Below are 16,069 nucleotides of genomic sequence, written 5' to 3' on the forward strand. Positions count from 1 at the left end.
TCGCGGGCTTCAGGGGGGATCGGCAGCAGGCCGGAGCCCCGCAGCATCGCCTCGATCGCCGTGTTGGCATGGTCGAGCGCGCTGCCGGCGGCATAGTCTCCGTCCAGCCAGTCCGGCAATTCGTTCAGCACATTGGTGAGGCAGGCGAGCAGCATCGCCTCGTTGTCGGACAGGCTCGCCTTGATACGCTGATACTCGGCCGCGAGAACTGTCGGGTGCTCGTCATAGTCCAAGGGTCGAAATGCCATATACTGCAGCCCCGTCGCGATGTTGCAGGCCTGGCAAATTGCGTTCAGGCGCGCGTCAGAGCGTTTTGCGATTTGGCGGTGACGCCAAGAATCGCAAAACGCCTCGAACCAAAGAGTGAGAGCAAACAAGCGTTGCCATCTAAACGCGCCTTGCTCTGGAGATCACTGGCTTATCGCGTGTGACCGCCACGTTACAAGGCTCGCGATTGTCTCCGGGACAGACGACTTTGCACAAGGCCTGCGACGGAAGGTCCCAAAAGCCCGGTCACGCCCCTATCACGCCCCTGAGGGATTGTTAGCCTACAAACAGAACCAGGGGAGAATAACGATGGCAATACATCTGACCGGTCCGCGCAGCGGCCAGGAACCGTGCCTGTTGTTCGAGGATTGCGGCGTTCTCTCCGCCGAGCGGCTGGAGCGTGGCATTCCCTGTCTCTACTTCGCCTCTCCGAATTGCGCGACGAGCGGCGTCGCCGCCCTGAAGGCCAAACTCGCCGTCCGCAAGGCCATGGCGCGCGTGCATGATCGCCTGAAGGCAATCGATGCCGAGCGCAATAGCCGCGGGCCCGGTTGAACGACGGCCTCGACAAGATTCGTGCCCGCGAACCGCTGCGTTATGGTATGGAGCCGACGATCACGCTACCGCCACGAAGTTCCGCGACACTCCGGCCGAATGCAAGGCCATGCCGGATGTGGCCGTCTGGGGAGAACTCACCATGCGCGCCATTCTATCCTTGTTGATCATCGTCTATCTGATCGGGGTGGGCGTCGAACTGGCGCCGGTGGTCCAGGGGCAATGGAGCAGCGGTTCGGCCTCTGATTTTGCCAGCAGCATCGCCCGAGCGCTTCCCGATGCCCTGACCTGGCCGGCCAAGGTCTATCGCAGCCTGACCGACAAGGCCTGAGCGCGCGCTTCGATACGCGAAAGCGGCTGGTTCGTTCAGTTGGACCCGCTGTCCGGCCGACCTGTCCGAGATACCTCTATCGTGCTTGGAGAATCGGCCCCGAACGATCCTGGCAGATTGGTCCTTGCCGAGCCGCGGGCGGAAGAGACCGGCCATTGGCCGGTCCCCGTGCGACAGGCCCCCACCTCAGGTCGTCTGTCCTCCATCCACCGTCAGAATGGCGCCCGTGATCTGCCGTGAGGAAGGGCTCGCCAGAAAGGCGACAGCGGCGGCGACATCCTCCGGCGTGCCATAACGCCCAAGCGGGCTCAGGCTGCGCTGGAAGTCGGAGAACTCGCCATTGGCGGGGTTCATGTCGGTGTCGGTCGACCCCGGCTGGACCAGGTTGACGGTGACATCGCGCGGTCCGAGCTCCTGGGCAAGGCCCCGCGTGAACGAGTGCAAGGCAGATTTGGTCATATAGTAGAATGTGCCGGGATGTCCGACGATACGCTCGGCACCCGCGGAGCCGATCGTGACGATGCGTCCGCCAGCGTTAAGATGCGGAATGGCGGCCTGCGCCGCAAGCACAGGGCCGCGTACATTGACGTCGAGCATCGCATCGATCGTCTCTACGCTGATCTCGGCGGTCGATGCATAAAGCGCAATCGCGGCATTGTTGACGAGGATGTCGAGACCGCCCAGCGCCTCGGCCGCTTCGTTGACAGAGCGCTTGATCGCAGCCGGATCGGCGCTGTCCGCTTGAATGGCGACAGCCTTGCGCCCCTCGCCCTCGATCGCCCGAACGACCGCGGCAGCGCGATCGGCTGACTTCTCATAGGTGAGCGCCACATCCGCGCCCTTTTGCGCAAGCGCGATCGCTATTGCGGCGCCGATGCCGCGAGACCCGCCCGTCACGAGCGCACGCTTTCCAGACAATTCCATGGCAACAGCCTTTATCTAGTGATCGATACAGAAATGCTAAAGCCATTGCCTCGAGCGGTCAACGGATTTATGTAGTGATCGATGCAAAATTCTGATCCGAGCCCCGACACACCCCCTGCGCCTCCCCCCCTGCGCGGGCGGCCGCGTGCGTTCGACCGGAACGCTGCACTGGCGCAGGCGACCCGCCTGTTCTGGACCAAGGGTTTCGAAGCGACCTCCATTGCCGATTTGACGCACGCCATGGGTATCGGCGCGCCCAGCCTCTATGCCGCATTCCAATCGAAGGAGGCCCTTTATGCCGAGGCGCTCCGCCACTATGCCGAGACCAACGAGGGATATGTCTGGGCAGGGTTTCATTCCGCAGCGACTGCGCGCGATGCCGTCCGGTCTCTCCTGATGGATTCGGCCGCTGCCCTGACCGGCTGCGTCGCGGATATTCCCCGCGGTTGCATGATCACGCTTTCGTCGGTCGGCAGCGAAGGCCATACGGAATTGGGCGAGTTGGTGCGGTCCGCGCGAGCCGTCACGCTCGAACGGCTATTGACGCGCCTCGACAAGGCGGTGGCGGATGGCGAGATCGCAGCCTCGACCGATCTTCGCGCACTCGCGCGCTTCGTACAGACCATCCAGAACGGCATGTCGATCCTTGCCCGCGACGGGGCGAACTGCGCCGAACTGGAGTCGGTAGCCGATGTCGCCATGGCGGGATGGGACGCCCGGACCGTCAGACCTGAGGACGGCGCGGGTTGACCCATCGCCTTTCCCCCAACCGGGACTTATGATCCGATCGGCTCGTTCGGTTCGCGCGCACTGTGTCATCATGGGGGAAGCCTTGCAGGCGTCTTCGCAGCATGCCTGATCCCGCCGGCGGATTTGCAGCCGGAACGGTGGCACGCACCAGGCTTTCGCACAGCCTGCGCCTTCTTTTCGCGCTTGCGGCCCTGCCGTTCCTGGCCGTCATCGTCTTCATGCTCGTCGCCATCGGCTTTGCCCTCCTGCCCGCAACAGGGCGAACCCAGCAGGCCGGTGGAGAGCCGACGCTCTATTTGTGCGCCTCCCTCGCCCATGCCGACATCGTGATGCCGAGCCGGGATGCGCTGGTCGATTGGGCGGGGCTGTTTCCGGCCGTCATGCCCCCCAATCTGCCCAGCGAGGCCTATCTGGCCTTCGGTTGGGGCGATCTCGTCTTTTTCCAGGAAACGCCGACCTGGGCCGACACCAGGATGTCGACGGCCCTGGCGGCACTGGCCGGCCGGCACGACACCGCCCTCCGGGTGGTCGCCGTCAATCCGCCGGTGGCCAACCCCGATTGCCTGCCGCTTGCGGTCGACAGGGAGGGGCGGCAGGCCCTGATCGCCCATATCCGCGCAAGCCTCCAGCCGGACGGCGCCGGCAGGGCCCAGCAGCGCCCCGGCGGCATGGGGCTCGAAGCCTTCTATCTCGCCAGGGGCCGCTACGGACCGTTCAACACCTGCAACCAATGGGTGGCCGAGGCCCTCGCGGCCGCCGGCCTGCCCCATGCCCGCTTCGCCCCCTTCAGCTTCAGCGTGACCTGGCCTCTCGGGAAAGGCCGTACCGGATAGAGCAAGCGGCACGTTGCGCACGAGAGTCCTTGTTGCCGGAAGAACACACCCTCGGGCGCTTTTGCACCCGCCGCCGACAAGCTCGCTGCGGGCGCACAATCCTGCCGCAATGGCTACCTACGCCGACCTCACCGAGACGCCGCCGCCGCTCCCAAGCCCGGCAGGCGCCGACGAATAAGAACAGCACATATCTGGACTAGAAATGATACTGGCACGAAGCATTATCCTTCTGGCCTTGCCGCTGATGCTTGCAAGCTGCGTCACGACAAGCGCGAAGATCGACACCTCTCTGGCAACCCCGGCCGTTGCGCCGCAGGCGGGCGCAGCCGCACAACTCGCAGCCTTGCCTGCGATCAAGCCCGAGGAGGCCCAGAACGCCCCCACCGCTGCACCGGAAACGGCCGAGGCGATCGACCCCCATTACGCCGCCCTCTATGCCGGTTCCAAGGACGGCGCCTATGCGATCAAGGCCGTCAACCTGGCCAGCGTGGCACCGCGCTTCTGGCGCCGCGAGGTTGCCTACGACTCGTCGGAAAAGACCGGCACCATCATCGTCGATCCCAACAAGCGCTTTCTCTATCTGATCCAGGGCAACGGCAAGGCGCTGCGCTACGGGGTCGGCGTCGGCAAGGTCGCGGACTATAATTTCCAGGGCGAGGCGATCATCGCGCGCAAGGCCACCTGGCCGCGTTGGACCCCGACGCCCACCATGATCGCCCGCAATCCCAAGCAATATGGCCGCTATCGTGCCGGCATGGCCGGCGGCCCCGGCAATCCGCTGGGCGCCCGTGCGCTCTATCTCTATAGCGGAGGCCGCGACACGCTGTATCGCCTGCACGGCACCACCAATCCGTCAGCCATCGGCACCAAGGTTTCGTCCGGCTGCATCCGGCTGACCAACCAGGACATCATCGATCTCTACAAGCGCATTCCCGTCGGCACCAAGGTGATCGTGCTGCCGGTGGGCAGCAGCCGTTCGGCCTGACCGATCAGAGAGCTGGATGGCCTTCGATCGGCCAGGCGGCCGCCCACGAAGCGGCACCCGGCGCCGCAGGCGAAATTCAAATCTTTTCCATTCCGTAAAGGAATTTGAATTCTATCAGAAACTCATCCTGCCGGGCACTTGCCCGGCAGCAAGAACAGCCAGCCCGGCGTCATTGAATTTTGCAACGGAGACGATTGGGTACTAAGGTATCCATAAATTTTCTGACACGAGGAATGAAATGGCCATCAATCTTCCCAGCCTCGTCTCCCAGTTGATCACCCCCGACCTCATCGAACGCGCCGCCGCAATCATCGGCATCGACCCGGCACTGGCCGGAAAACTGGTCGGCGCCGCCATTCCCTCCGTGCTGGGGGCCTTCGCCAGCGAAGCCTCTTCTCCCGATGGCGCCAAGGGCATTTCCGATCTGATATCCAGCCAGGATCCGGGCCTGTTCGACACGCTGTCCGCCGGCGTGACCAGCGGCGATGCCAACGCCCTGGCCAGCGGCGGCAACGTGCTGACCTCCCTGCTGGGCGCCGAAGGCGTCAACCAACTGGCCAATGTCCTCGGGCAGGCCACTGGCGCCCCGCCGCAGGCTGCCGCTTCCATATTGAGCCTCGTGGGCCCGGCCGTCGTCGGCGCCCTCGGCAACCAATCGCCGGAGAACTGGGCGGACGGCAATGCGGTGGCCTCGCTCTTTGCAGGCGAGAAACAGGCGATCACGGCGGCACTCCCGGCCAGCCTCGCGGCAGGGCTTGCCGATAGCGGCTTCCTGCAGGGCCTGGACACGGCGGTAAGCGGCGCCTTCCGGACCGCGCCGCCCCAATCCACGCTGGGTTCGGCAACACCGGGACCTCAGGCGGGCACGTCGACCCTCGGATCCGGCGAAACGGCAGCACCAGCCGGCCGCTCGACACTCGACACCAAGCCGTCTCCCAGCCCCCAGGTCCAGCACCAAGCCGCCCCGCCGCCACCACCACAATCGAGCGGCAGCATGACCTGGCTCTATCTCATCATCGCCATCCTGGTCGTCGGCGGCCTCGCCTGGTACTTCCTCTACAAGCGCCCCCAGGCGAGCACACCGGCCACAACCGGACAGATCGAGATGCCCACCGCATCACCCCCGCTCGGCTGAAGCGCGACGACGCCGAGGCATATCCCGGTATGAAAAAGGCGACGAAGCTTGCGCTTCGTCGGTTGATCTCGGCACAAGAAAGGCGACGAAGCTTGCGCTTCGTCGGTTGATCTCGGCACAAGAAAGGCGACGAAGCTTGCGCTTCGTCGCCCTGGATCCGCTCCTGGCGGATACACTTCCCGTGAGCTGATCAGTGCAGGGAAACCGGCTCCAGTTCCTGTTCCCAGGCATTGGCCACCGCACCCTCGGCCGAATCAGAAATCATGATGGGCGTGCCGTCGGCGGCGTTGAGAGTGAACAGCTTCAAGCCGGGACGGATTTCACCGATCTGCGGGTAGAGGCGCATGGCATCCTCCGACATGATCGGCTTGACATAGGCGACATGCCCGGCGCCCAGGGCGGCCAGCATCTCGGGAGTAGGCACAGAAGTCTTGTCGTTCCGGATCATGGGACCCTCCTGAACGTTGAAAATGATGAAAATAGGGGCAAGCGGTTCGTCAGTCCCGCACCGCAATGTCGATGCGCTTGGCGACGCGCTCGGGCTCCGGACGGATCAGGTCGACGGAAAGCAGGCCGTTCTTCAGATCCGCGCCCATCACCTCCATGCCGTCGGCAAGGAGAAAGGTGCGCTGGAACTGGCGGGCTGCGATACCGCGATGCAGGAAGACGCGGGATTTGTCGTCCACCTGGCGCCCGCGGATGACGAGCTGGTTTTCCTCGATCGAGACGTCAAGCTCCTCGCGGCTGAAGCCAGCGACGGCAAGCGTGATTCTCAGCCGCTCCGGTGGCCGATCACAGGAACCGACCCGCTCGATATTGTAAGGCGGATAGCCGTCATTGGCGGCTTTGGCGACCCTGTCCAGCGCTCGTTCGATCTCGTCGAAACCGAGCAGGAAGGGCGAATTCAAGGTTGGTACGCGCGACATTGCAAAGCCCTCGCAGGAAGCGACTTTGGAGTGGGACCCTGACGGCATCCCCGTTCCGGCAACTCCGGAACAATCTCAATATGGGCAAGCGCAAGGGGGTTTCAAGAGGGGCCCGGAAATGCGGTGAGGATTTCCGGATCGAGCCCTCCGGAGTAAGGCGCGTTTTGGTGAAAAACGCGGTTTTTCTACCAAGTCGCGAAACGATTGACCGATGCATGTCGCTTCTGGGATCGCAGGTATCCTTGCCTGCTCTTGGAAACACTCCGTCAGACGGATGGGAAGAGCAGGCAAGGATGCCTGCGATCCCAGGATTGCCTCCTGTCGCAAAACGCTCTTGCGCGCCGCTCCGGGGCGGGGCAGGAACGGCATATGATCCCTCCCGGCCTTCTCATTGCCGCACCCCGCTCCGGTTCCGGCAAGACCACCCTGGTGCTCGGCCTGCTGCGCGCCCTTGCCCGCAGCGGCATTGCCGTGCAGCCGATGAAATGCGGCCCCGACTATATCGACCCCGGCTTTCATGCCGCGGCCGCCTCCCGCGTGAGCTATAACCTCGACAGCTGGGCGATGCGCCCGGCCCTCCTCGACAGCCTGATCCACCAGGCCGGCAGCGATGCCGAGCTCTTCATCGGCGAGGCGCTGATGGGGCTGTTCGACGGCGTTGTCAGCAACGGCGCCAGCGGGGATGGCTCCTCGTCCGGCCTCGCGGCGCGGCAGGGATGGCCGGTGCTGCTGGTTCTCGACATTTCCGGCCAGTCCCAGTCTGCCGGCGCCGTCGCCAAGGGCTTCGCCAGTTTCCGCCCCGATGTGCGCATCGCCGGCGTGGTGCTCAACAAGGTCGCCAGCCCGCGGCACGAGGCTTTGGCACGCAAGGGCATCGAGGAAGCCGGCCTGCCCGTGGTCGGCGTACTGCCCCGCAATGCCGACCTCGTGCTGCCCGAGCGCCATCTCGGCCTGGTCCAGGCCGACGAGACCGCCGAACTCGACCAGCGGCTGGAGGCCTTGGCGGATTTCGTCGAGGCCCATTGCAGCATCGAGGCCATCCGGGCCCTCGCCGGGCCGACCAACCTGCCGACAGGGCTGGACGAGGCAGGTCTTCCACCGGACGGTATCGAGGATGCGGGCTTGCGCCCGCCCGGCCAGCGCATCGCGCTGGCCCGCGACGCCGCCTTCTCCTTCGTCTATCCGCACCTCATCGCCGGCTGGCGCCGCCAAGGCGCCGAGATCATTCCCTTTTCGCCGCTGGCCGACGAGGGGCCGGCGGAAGATGCGGACGTCACCTGGCTGCCAGGCGGCTATCCTGAACTGCATGGCGCGCGGCTTGCCACCGCAACCCACTTCCACCGCACCCTGCGCCAGTTCGCGCAGACGCGCCCGGTACATGGCGAATGCGGGGGCTACATGGTGCTCGGCCAGGTCCTGATCGATGCAGAGGGCACGGCCCACCGCATGACCGGCCTGCTCGATCTCGAGACGAGCTTTGCCAAACGCCGCATGAATCTGGGCTACCGCCTCGCGGCTCTGAAGCAGGATTGTCCGCTCGGCAAACGTGGCAGCCTGGTGCGCGGCCATGAGTTCCACTACTCGACAACCTTGCGTTCCGACGATGCGCCGCTCTTCGACGTCAGCGATGCCAACGCCACCTCCCTGGGCGCCCTCGGCGGGCGCCGCGGCCAGGTCACCGGTTCCTTCTTCCACGTGATCGACAGGGCCTAGGGCGTGTCGTGATTTGGCGGAGACGTCGGACTTGCGTCATTGCGAGCGCAGCGAAGCAATCCACGAGTCGCGTGATTTACCAAGACTGGATTGCTTCGCTACGCTCGCAATGACGGAAAAATGCCATCGCAATCGTATTTGCGACTGGAATGCCAGGGCCTCAACCGGCAAAGCCTCCGTCGTCCAGGAAGCGCTGTTCTTCCGGCGTGCAAATGCGGCCGAGAATGGCGTTGCGATGAGGAAAACGACCGAAGCGGGCGATGATGTCGCGATGTTCCTGGGCATAGCGCAGATAGTCGCCTTCCAGCGTCCGGCACAGAGAGAGGCAGCGCTCCTGGTCGGCGAGTTCCTCCGAATGCATGAGGGGCAGGTAGAAGAAGATGCGCAACTCCGGGTCGATGCTGTGGTCATGCCCGGCCGCCAGCGCCGCGGCGGCAACCTGCCGTGCCCGGCGATCGCCGGCATACATGGCCGGCGTATCGCGAAAGGCATTGCGCGGAAACTGGTCGAGCAGCAGCACCAGCGCGAGCGCCCCGGGCGCCGTCGCCTCCCAGCCTTCGAGTTCGCCGCGCATCGCAGCCTGATGCAGGGTGAGGAAACGCTGGCGAAAATCGCGATCGAACCCTTCGTCCTTCTCGAACCAGCGTTCGGGGCCGGCATCGGTCCAGAAATCGACGACGGCACTCGCGGAAGGTGGAACCGAATCGACCACGACCACGTTCTCCTTGCGCTGACGAGACTACAGGCGAAATTTCAACGAGCGAGGAATCTGCATAGCGCTGCGGAAACCGCAATTCCACCATTGAACAATCGCTGAATGCTCGTCACATTAGCGTCGAGGAGACAGACCTTGTCCGCTGTGACGCCGACCATACCTTCGAGTGAACTTGCCCAGCTGAACGAACGCTCGCGCGAGATATTCCGTCAGATCGTCGATTCCTACCTTGCGACGGGCGAACCTGTCGGCTCCCGCAACATTTCGCGCCTGCTGCCGACCTCCCTGTCCCCCGCCTCGGTGCGCAACGTCATGCAGGACCTGGAAGTGCTCGGCCTGATCCAGGCGCCGCACACCAGCGCCGGGCGTCTGCCGACCGAACTCGGCTTGCGCTTCTTCGTCGACGCCATGCTGGAATTCGGCGATCTCGCCGCGCAGGACCGTGCCCAGATCGATGCGCAGATCCGGGCAAGGACGTCTTCGCGCTCCCTCGAGGACGTGCTGATCGAGGCGTCGGCCACCCTGTCCGGCCTGTCGCGCGGCGCGGGGGTCGTCGTCACCGGCAAGCGTGACCAGCGGCTGAAGCATATCGAATTCGTGCGCCTCGAACCCACCCAGGCCCTGGTCATCCTGGTCTCCGAGGAAGGCGCGGTGGAGAACCGTGTCATCACCGTGCCGGTCGGGCTGCCGACATCGGCGCTGGTGGAGGCCTCCAACTATCTCAACGCCCGCGCCCGCGGCAAGACGCTCGATGACCTCAGGCGCGAGATGAGCAGCGCCCTCGACGCCGGGCGCGCCGAACTCGATGACCTCACCACCAAGCTGATCAATACCGGCCTGGCAAGCTGGAGCGGCGGCCCTTCCGACATGCCGCAGCAGCTCATCGTGCGCGGCCAGGCCAATCTCCTGGAAGACCTGCATGCCGGCGAGGACCTTGAGCGTATCCGCCTGCTCTTTGCCGACATCGAGGCCAAGAAGGACCTGATCGACCTGCTCGGCCGTGCCGAAGGCGGCGACGGCGTGCGCATCTTCATCGGATCGGAGAACAAGCTGTTCTCGCTCTCGGGCTCCTCGATGATCGCCGCGCCCTTCCGGGATGCCAACCAGAAGATCGTGGGCGTGCTCGGCGTGATCGGGCCGACTCGGCTGAACTATGCCCGCGTGGTGCCGATGGTCGACTATACCGCCAAGGTCATCGGGAAGCTGCTCAAGCCCTGACTCGGCAGACCAGGGGGCGGCCGGCGACACGCCCGTCCCTGCCCCCATCAGCGCTTTTGAACGCCGGGATTCTCGCCTTCCCGCCGATCTTCGCGCGGTGTTATCGCAAAATGCGCGCGATAAGATCGCGAAAGACATGATGCGGAGGAGTAGCCGCAGGCCATGGCGATCTCCATCACGCTCATGTCGGTCTGGCGCAGCAGCAGGCGGGCGCGCTGCAGCCTGAGCTGCAGATAGTAATTGGCCGGCGAATCCTTGAGCTCGGCCCGGAACAGGCGTTCGAGCTGGCGGGCGGAGACGCCGGACAGGGCCGCCAGGGCCTTGGCGTCGAGCGGCGTCTCCAGATTGGCCTCCATCGCCGCCACCACGCGGATCAGCTTGCCATTGGCGACGCCCAACCGCTTGGGCAGGCTCATGCGCTGGCGGTCGTGGCGCGGGCGCAGCCTGTCATGGATGAACTGCTCCGACACCGCCACCGCCAGGGCCTGCCCATATTGGCGGGCGATCATGTCGAGCATCAGGTCGAGCGCCGCCGTGCCGCCGGCGCAGGTGAAGTATTTGGCCGACACCTCGAACAGGGCTTCGCTGATCTCGATGTCCGGAAAGGCCTCGGCAAAGCCGGGCGCCGCCTCCCAATGCATGGTGGCCTTGCCGCCGCTGAGTAGGCCGGCGGCAGCAAGGATCCAGGCCCCGGTGTCGAGTGCGCCGATCTCGGTGCCACGGCGGGCGAGATGGCGCAGACGCGCCAGCATCGCCTTGCTGGCATAGTGCTCCGGCTCGAAGCTGGAGCAGACGATCAGGGTGGGAATATCGCCACTGGAGGGCAGAGCGCCTCCCACCGGGATGGGCCAGCCATTGGAAGCCTTGACCGGCTCGCCATCCATCGACCAGGCCCGCCAGTCGAAGACTTGCCGCCTAGCCATGCGATTGGCGACGCGCAACGGCTCGACGGCAGCCGAGAACGCCATCATCGAGAATTGCGGAACCAGCAGGAAATCGATCCGGATTGGCCCGGGCCCCGCATGCGGCTTGAACACGACTATTGCTCCGGGCGGTCAAAGCATTTTCGAGAAAAGTTGCTCGACTTTTCGATTAAGAAAATGCGCCAAAACAAAGGATTAGAGAAAATCTCGATCTCTTCGAATCGCAATTTTCTCTATGGCGCAATCAAGTCGCCACGATAGACAATATGGATCTTGTTGCCATCGGGATCGCGCAGATAGGCACCGTAATAGCCCTTGCCGTAATGCGACCTTTCGCCTGGTCGCCCCTCGTCGACACCACCCATCGCCATGCCCGCGGCATAGGCAGCCTCGACCGCTTCCGGCGAGGCTGCCTGGAAGGCGACCATGCTGCCATTGCCCGCCGTGGCGGGATGCCGGTCGAAGGGACGATAGGCATAGAAACACGGCAGCGGCCTGACAGGATCGCCCCAGCATCGCCAGGGAGGGCCATCATCCGGCGTGAAGGGACGCTGGCGCAGCCCGAGCGGCGTCAGCAGGGCGTCGTAGAAGCGGGCGGCACGCTCGAGGTCGCCGACGCCGACCGTGACATGACTGAACATGGCCTCGTTCCTTGCTCGAAGTCCTGGTTGCCGATCAGCCGCCCGGCCTGAACGCCTTGCAGACAGCCGGATCGGTCTCCAGCCGCGGCCCTTCGATCAGGTCGATGCAATAGGGGATGGCGGGGAAGACCGCCATCAGGCACTGCTCGATGGAGGCCGGCTTACCCGGCAGGTTGACGATCAGGCTCTGGCCGCGAATCCCAGCCGTCTGGCGCGACAGGATGGCGGTCGGCACATATTTCAGGCTTTCCTGGCGCATCAGTTCGCCGAAACCCGGCATCATCTTGGCGCACACCGCCTCGGTGGCCTCCGGCGTGACGTCGCGCCGGGCCGGGCCGGTGCCACCGGTGGTGCAGATGAGGCAACAGCCTGCCTCGTCGGCGAGTTCGACCAGCGTGCGCTCGATCAGATCCTGCTCGTCGGCGATGACCCGCACCACCGGCTCCCAGGGCGAAGTCAGCACGCGTTGCATGAAGCCGGCGATGGCCGGGCCGCTCTTGTCCTCGTAGATCCCGGCGCTGGCGCGATCCGAGATGGTCAGAATTCCGATCCTGGCAGTCATTTCGATCATCCTAACGGCGCGACATCCACAGAGACGCGCAGGCTGTGGCCGGCCGAGGCGACGACGACGCCGTCCACCGGGGCGACATCGGCATAGTCGCGCCCGACCGCGACGCGCACATGGTCCTCATTGGCGGGCACCGCGTTGGTCGGATCGAGATCGACCCAGCCGAGCCCGGCGCCGCACCATACCGAAACCCAGGCATGGCTGGCATCCGCCCCCACCAGCCGTTCCTGGCCGGGCGGCGGATGGGTTCGCAAATAACCCGAAACATAGGCGGCGGGAATACCGATCGCACGCAATCCCGCCAGCATCCAATGCGCGAAGTCCTGGCAGACACCATGGCGCGTGCGGGCCACCACGTCGAGCGGAGTCGAGATGTCGGTGGCGTTGGGATCATAGACGAAATCGCGATGAATGCGCTTCATCATCTCGATTGCCCCGTCAAGTACCGGGCGTCCCGGTTCGAAGGAGACAAGCGCGTAGTCGCGCGCCTCCGCGAGCAGGGGCACGAAACGGCTGGCGAACAGATAATGCGCCGGCGCCGAGCCGCCGAGATCGGGCACGACCAGCGCCCCCTGGCGGACCTCCTGCCAGGACGGGGTCAGCAGGGCATGGGGCGTCTCACGCGGCTGGACCTCGATGCGCACGCGCGACTCGAAGCGGTGCCGGGTGACAGCCCCCGCAAAGCGCACATGGGTGGTGCGGTTGCCGAAGAAGTCGACAGCCTCGATCTGCTCCAGGGGCCTGGGGGTGATGGTGAGCTGGGCCGAGAATACCCGCTGGTGGCCACCGCTTTCAGGCTGGAGATGCAGCGTGCAGCGAGCCGCTGCGACCTCGGTGCGGTAGAGATAGGTGGTGGTGTGGCGGATGAGGTAGAGCACCGGTATTTCCGCTTCAGCCTAGAGATTTCGGAATTCTAGCGTGGCGAAACAACCCGCGCCTGATGGTCTGGATGACATCACCCCAGCCCCTCGGCAATCTCGGCCATGGCTTCGTCCTGGTTGAAATAGCGGGCCGAGAGCTCCGAGGACAAGGCGAGCAGCCGGTTTTCGAAGCCGAGGATCAGGCGGTCGTCGACATCGATGGCCTGCGTCGTCTCGATCTCGGCCCGCATCAGGCGGATGGCGCGGGTGAGCGCATCCACTTCCCCATCCCGGGACGTGCGCGGCAGGGCCGCCAGATGCTCGGCGGCATGAATGATCTGATAGGCAACCGAGCGCGGATTGCCGTCATCGAGCAGGACGAGATCGAGCACCGGCAGGCGCAGCGTTCCCATCAGATAGCGGGCCCGATAGGTGATGCGGCTGTCCGTCACGCGCAGCAGGGCGTCGAGCATGTCGGCGCTGGCGCTCTCATCCGCCAGGCGGCGGACGAGGCGGCAGGTCTGGATGGATCGTTCGATATGATGGCCGATGCGCAGGAAACGCCAGCCCGAGAGCTGGTTCATGTTCTCATGCGCGAGACCCGACAGCGCTGCCAGCGTGTGCAGATAGCGATCGGCCCTGTCGGCCGAGGCCAGCGTACGGTCTCCCACGACCATGGCGTCGAGGTCGGCGATGGCCTGGGTCGCATCGCGCGACAGCCTTTCGCGAATGGCGGAGGCGGTGCGTGCCGCTGCGCCGATCAAAGCGGGCATGCCGCCATATTCCTCGCCGTCGAGCACGTCGCGCAGGATGCCTTCGGCGATCGCGACCGGCTCGACCGCCGCCCTGGCGGTTCGGCGGGAGGCTGCAGGCCCCGGCTTCTCGCTCTTGGCGGCTCCCCAATTCTTGGCGGCTCCCCAGGCGACCAGCAGGTCGGTGAGGCGCTGCGTGGCGGCGACAACCTCCTCGTCGGCTTCCGCCGCAATCTCGCCCACGGCCCGCACGACGCGCAGGGTCGCCTCAGCGCGTTCGAGATAGCGCCCGAGCCAGAACAGATTATCGGCCGCCCGGCTCGGCAGATGGCCGAGGCTGCGCTTGATCGCGACCTTGCCGGGCGCCGGCAGCAGGCTGACATGATCGACCGGCCGTTCCGACGTCACCCAGGCATCGGCGGAACGGCCGCCAAACTGCATGGACAGGGCCCGCGGATCATTGCTGTCGCCGACACGGCAGAAGCCGCCGCGCATCACCTTCCAGCCCTCCGGCGTCGCGACGGCATAGACCCGCAGCGTGAAGGGGTGCGGTTCCAGGCGCTTGCCGTTCCAGACCGGCATGGTCGAGAGCCTGACGACTTCCTGCGCCACCACCTCGAGGGGATGGGCCTTCACCACCTCGCGCAGGCGCGCCTGGCCCTTTTTATCCAGGTCGGCCACGGCGCTGGCGCTGCCGCGCGTCAGGCCGGCGACCTCGCGCGTGAAGGCCGGCAGGACTGCCAGCCGTTCGAAATCGCGCAGGACCTCCTCGCGTGCCCCGGCCTCGCCGCACCACCAGGTGGCGACATTCGGCAGGATGAGGTCGCTGCCGGTGAGCCGGCGTGCCAGGGCCGGCATGAAAGCCAGCATGGCCGGCGCCTCGACCAGGCCGGCCCCCAGGCTGTTGGCCAGGGCCACCGAGCCCTGCCGGACGGCCTGGACCAGGCCGGGCACGCCGAGCCGCGAGCCGGCATTGAGTTCGAGCGGATCGGCAAAGTCGGCATCGAGGCGCCGCACCAGGGCATCGATGCGCTTCAGCCCCTCGATGGTGCGGACATAGACGATACCGTCCTGCACGGTGAGATCGGCGCCCTCTACCAGCAGGAGACCGAGATAGCGGGCGAGATAGGCGTGTTCGAAATAGGTCTCGTTGGCCGGCCCCGGCGTCAGCAGGCCGATACGCGATCCCTCCCGCCCGGCCTTGGCGGCAAGGGTGGAACGCATGGCCTGGAAGAAACCCGCCAGGCGTTCCACCTGCATGTCGCGGTAGAGCGCCGGCAGAGCGGCCGAGATGGCGAGCCGGTTCTCCAGGGCGTATCCCATGCCGGAGGGCGCCTGGGCGCGATCCTTGAGTACCCACCAGCGGCCGTCGGGACCACGGCCGAGATCGGCGGCGTAGATGACCAGATGCTCGCCGCCGAGCGGCGTGCTGCCGGCCACGGCGCGCTGGAAATCTGGATTGCCCGCAATCACGGCCGCAGGCAGGGCGCCGTCCCGCACCAGCGTTGCCGGCCCGTAGAGATCCGACAGCACGGTTTCGAGCAGTTGCGCCCGCTGTGCGATGCCCGCCTCGATGCCGCGCCATTCGGCATCGGGGATCACCAGCGGCACATGGGCGAGGGGCCAGGGCCGGTCACGCCCGTCCGGCGTGTCGTAAACGCGGTAATAGACGCCGGAATTCTTGATCTGGCGATCGGCAACCGCAAAGCGCTGCGAGACGACGGCGGGCCGGTAGCGTGCCATCTCGTTGAGCACCGGCAGCCAGTGCGGACGCACCTCTCCCGCCGCCGTCATCAACTCGTCGGCTACACCGGGCAAGGGCCGATAGTCCGCGAGCAGGGAGCGCAAGCCGGGATTGCGGGACCTGGCGAGCATCAGGGCGGCCCGGACGTGTGGATGCCACCCAACGCAAACGCATCAGAACGAAACCCCTTCTCCCCTTGCGGGAGAAGGCCCCGGCAGGGGGATGAGGG

18 protein-coding genes are annotated in these 16,069 nt (G+C 65.5%); 8 read left to right on the forward strand and 10 right to left on the reverse strand.

Going from position 1 to position 16,069, the window contains the following annotated elements; all coding sequences use genetic code 11:
- Positions 1 to 248, reverse strand: a 248-nt coding sequence (locus tag BA190_RS24390) for a hypothetical protein (RefSeq protein ID WP_156771689.1), incomplete at its 3' end; no start/stop codon positions are given.
- A gap of 328 nt (positions 249 to 576) precedes the next feature.
- Here BA190_RS24390 and BA190_RS24395 point away from each other — a divergent pair.
- Complete coding sequence (locus tag BA190_RS24395; RefSeq protein WP_068293733.1) at positions 577 to 822, forward strand: hypothetical protein; 246 nt, start codon at positions 577 to 579, stop codon at positions 820 to 822.
- 109 nt (positions 823 to 931) lie between these two features.
- Positions 932 to 1,153, forward strand: coding sequence for a hypothetical protein (locus BA190_RS24400; protein ID WP_068293736.1), 222 nt, complete (start codon positions 932 to 934; stop codon positions 1,151 to 1,153).
- A 186-nt stretch (positions 1,154 to 1,339) separates the two neighbouring features.
- Here BA190_RS24400 and BA190_RS24405 read toward each other — a convergent pair whose 3' ends face one another.
- Positions 1,340 to 2,077: an SDR family NAD(P)-dependent oxidoreductase gene (locus tag BA190_RS24405; RefSeq protein ID WP_068293739.1), complete on the reverse strand. Its 738-nt coding sequence runs from the start codon at positions 2,075 to 2,077 to the stop codon at positions 1,340 to 1,342.
- A gap of 81 nt (positions 2,078 to 2,158) precedes the next feature.
- Here BA190_RS24405 and BA190_RS24410 point away from each other — a divergent pair, with 81 nt between their 5' ends.
- The 4 genes from BA190_RS24410 (at position 2,159) to BA190_RS24425 (ending at position 5,780) form a co-directional block, all read left to right on the forward strand.
- A complete protein-coding gene (locus tag BA190_RS24410) occupies positions 2,159 to 2,827 on the forward strand; it encodes a TetR/AcrR family transcriptional regulator (protein WP_068293742.1) in 669 nt (222 codons plus the stop codon).
- 101 nt (positions 2,828 to 2,928) lie between these two features.
- A complete protein-coding gene (locus BA190_RS24415) occupies positions 2,929 to 3,660 on the forward strand; it encodes a DUF2459 domain-containing protein (protein WP_068293744.1) in 732 nt (243 codons plus the stop codon).
- A 202-nt stretch (positions 3,661 to 3,862) separates the two neighbouring features.
- Entirely contained in the window at positions 3,863 to 4,645 is a 783-nt protein-coding gene (locus BA190_RS24420) for a L,D-transpeptidase (protein WP_068293747.1), read from the forward strand.
- Positions 4,646 to 4,883: 238 nt separating this feature from the next.
- Positions 4,884 to 5,780, forward strand: a complete 897-nt coding sequence (locus BA190_RS24425; protein ID WP_068293749.1) for a DUF937 domain-containing protein — start codon at positions 4,884 to 4,886, stop codon at positions 5,778 to 5,780.
- A 190-nt stretch (positions 5,781 to 5,970) separates the two neighbouring features.
- Here BA190_RS24425 and BA190_RS24430 read toward each other — a convergent pair whose 3' ends face one another.
- The gene (locus tag BA190_RS24430; RefSeq protein ID WP_068293752.1) at positions 5,971 to 6,228 is read right to left on the reverse strand and encodes a DUF1150 domain-containing protein; all 258 of its coding nucleotides are present in this window, start codon (positions 6,226 to 6,228) and stop codon (positions 5,971 to 5,973) included.
- 49 nt (positions 6,229 to 6,277) lie between these two features.
- Positions 6,278 to 6,706, reverse strand: a complete 429-nt coding sequence (locus tag BA190_RS24435; protein ID WP_068293755.1) for an Hsp20 family protein — start codon at positions 6,704 to 6,706, stop codon at positions 6,278 to 6,280.
- Positions 6,707 to 7,075: 369 nt separating this feature from the next.
- Between BA190_RS24435 and BA190_RS24440 the strand changes: the two genes are divergently transcribed.
- Positions 7,076 to 8,419, forward strand: a complete 1,344-nt coding sequence (locus tag BA190_RS24440) for a cobyrinate a,c-diamide synthase (RefSeq protein ID WP_068293758.1) — start codon at positions 7,076 to 7,078, stop codon at positions 8,417 to 8,419.
- Between the two features lie 160 nt (positions 8,420 to 8,579).
- Here BA190_RS24440 and BA190_RS24445 read toward each other — a convergent pair whose 3' ends face one another.
- Positions 8,580 to 9,131, reverse strand: a complete 552-nt coding sequence (locus BA190_RS24445) for a DUF924 family protein (RefSeq protein WP_202908519.1) — start codon at positions 9,129 to 9,131, stop codon at positions 8,580 to 8,582.
- Positions 9,132 to 9,278: 147 nt separating this feature from the next.
- On the opposite strand from BA190_RS24445, the gene hrcA reads away from it, so the two are divergent.
- The gene (gene hrcA / locus BA190_RS24450; RefSeq protein ID WP_371260387.1) at positions 9,279 to 10,352 is read left to right on the forward strand and encodes a heat-inducible transcriptional repressor HrcA; all 1,074 of its coding nucleotides are present in this window, start codon (positions 9,279 to 9,281) and stop codon (positions 10,350 to 10,352) included.
- Positions 10,353 to 10,399: 47 nt separating this feature from the next.
- Here hrcA and BA190_RS24455 read toward each other — a convergent pair whose 3' ends face one another.
- The 5 genes from BA190_RS24455 to BA190_RS24475 form a co-directional block, all read right to left on the reverse strand.
- Positions 10,400 to 11,389 carry a GlxA family transcriptional regulator gene (locus BA190_RS24455; protein ID WP_068293768.1) on the reverse strand — a complete coding sequence of 330 codons (990 nt, stop codon included), beginning with the start codon at positions 11,387 to 11,389 and terminating at the stop codon, positions 10,400 to 10,402.
- Positions 11,390 to 11,508: 119 nt separating this feature from the next.
- On the reverse strand, positions 11,509 to 11,916 hold the full coding sequence (locus BA190_RS24460) for a VOC family protein (RefSeq protein WP_068293770.1): 408 nt from the start codon (positions 11,914 to 11,916) through the stop codon (positions 11,509 to 11,511).
- A 34-nt stretch (positions 11,917 to 11,950) separates the two neighbouring features.
- Entirely contained in the window at positions 11,951 to 12,478 is a 528-nt protein-coding gene (gene mog, locus BA190_RS24465) for a molybdopterin adenylyltransferase (protein ID WP_068294058.1), read from the reverse strand.
- A gap of 5 nt (positions 12,479 to 12,483) precedes the next feature.
- Complete coding sequence (locus BA190_RS24470; RefSeq protein WP_068293773.1) at positions 12,484 to 13,362, reverse strand: transglutaminase family protein; 879 nt, start codon at positions 13,360 to 13,362, stop codon at positions 12,484 to 12,486.
- Positions 13,363 to 13,439: 77 nt separating this feature from the next.
- Positions 13,440 to 15,971, reverse strand: a complete 2,532-nt coding sequence (locus BA190_RS24475; RefSeq protein WP_068293775.1) for a circularly permuted type 2 ATP-grasp protein — start codon at positions 15,969 to 15,971, stop codon at positions 13,440 to 13,442.
- Positions 15,972 to 16,069: the final 98 nt, after the last annotated feature.

The organism is Labrys sp. WJW, from assembly GCF_001676615.1.
GTDB lineage: Bacteria > Pseudomonadota > Alphaproteobacteria > Rhizobiales > Labraceae > Labrys > Labrys sedimenti.

Coding starts and splice junctions, on each gene's coding strand:
- BA190_RS24425 (WP_068293749.1), top strand. CDS start 4,884: ATGGCCATCAATCTTCCCAGCCTCGTCTCCCAGTTGATCACCCCCGAC.
- BA190_RS24475 (WP_068293775.1), bottom strand. CDS start 15,971: ATGCTCGCCAGGTCCCGCAATCCCGGCTTGCGCTCCCTGCTCGCGGAC.
- BA190_RS24410 (WP_068293742.1), top strand. CDS start 2,159: ATGCAAAATTCTGATCCGAGCCCCGACACACCCCCTGCGCCTCCCCCC.
- BA190_RS24400 (WP_068293736.1), top strand. CDS start 932: ATGCCGGATGTGGCCGTCTGGGGAGAACTCACCATGCGCGCCATTCTA.
- BA190_RS24405 (WP_068293739.1), bottom strand. CDS start 2,077: ATGGAATTGTCTGGAAAGCGTGCGCTCGTGACGGGCGGGTCTCGCGGC.
- mog (WP_068294058.1), bottom strand. CDS start 12,478: ATGACTGCCAGGATCGGAATTCTGACCATCTCGGATCGCGCCAGCGCC.
- BA190_RS24415 (WP_068293744.1), top strand. CDS start 2,929: ATGCCTGATCCCGCCGGCGGATTTGCAGCCGGAACGGTGGCACGCACC.
- BA190_RS24440 (WP_068293758.1), top strand. CDS start 7,076: ATGATCCCTCCCGGCCTTCTCATTGCCGCACCCCGCTCCGGTTCCGGC.
- BA190_RS24460 (WP_068293770.1), bottom strand. CDS start 11,916: ATGTTCAGTCATGTCACGGTCGGCGTCGGCGACCTCGAGCGTGCCGCC.
- BA190_RS24420 (WP_068293747.1), top strand. CDS start 3,863: ATGATACTGGCACGAAGCATTATCCTTCTGGCCTTGCCGCTGATGCTT.
- BA190_RS24435 (WP_068293755.1), bottom strand. CDS start 6,706: ATGTCGCGCGTACCAACCTTGAATTCGCCCTTCCTGCTCGGTTTCGAC.
- BA190_RS24395 (WP_068293733.1), top strand. CDS start 577: ATGGCAATACATCTGACCGGTCCGCGCAGCGGCCAGGAACCGTGCCTG.
- BA190_RS24430 (WP_068293752.1), bottom strand. CDS start 6,228: ATGATCCGGAACGACAAGACTTCTGTGCCTACTCCCGAGATGCTGGCC.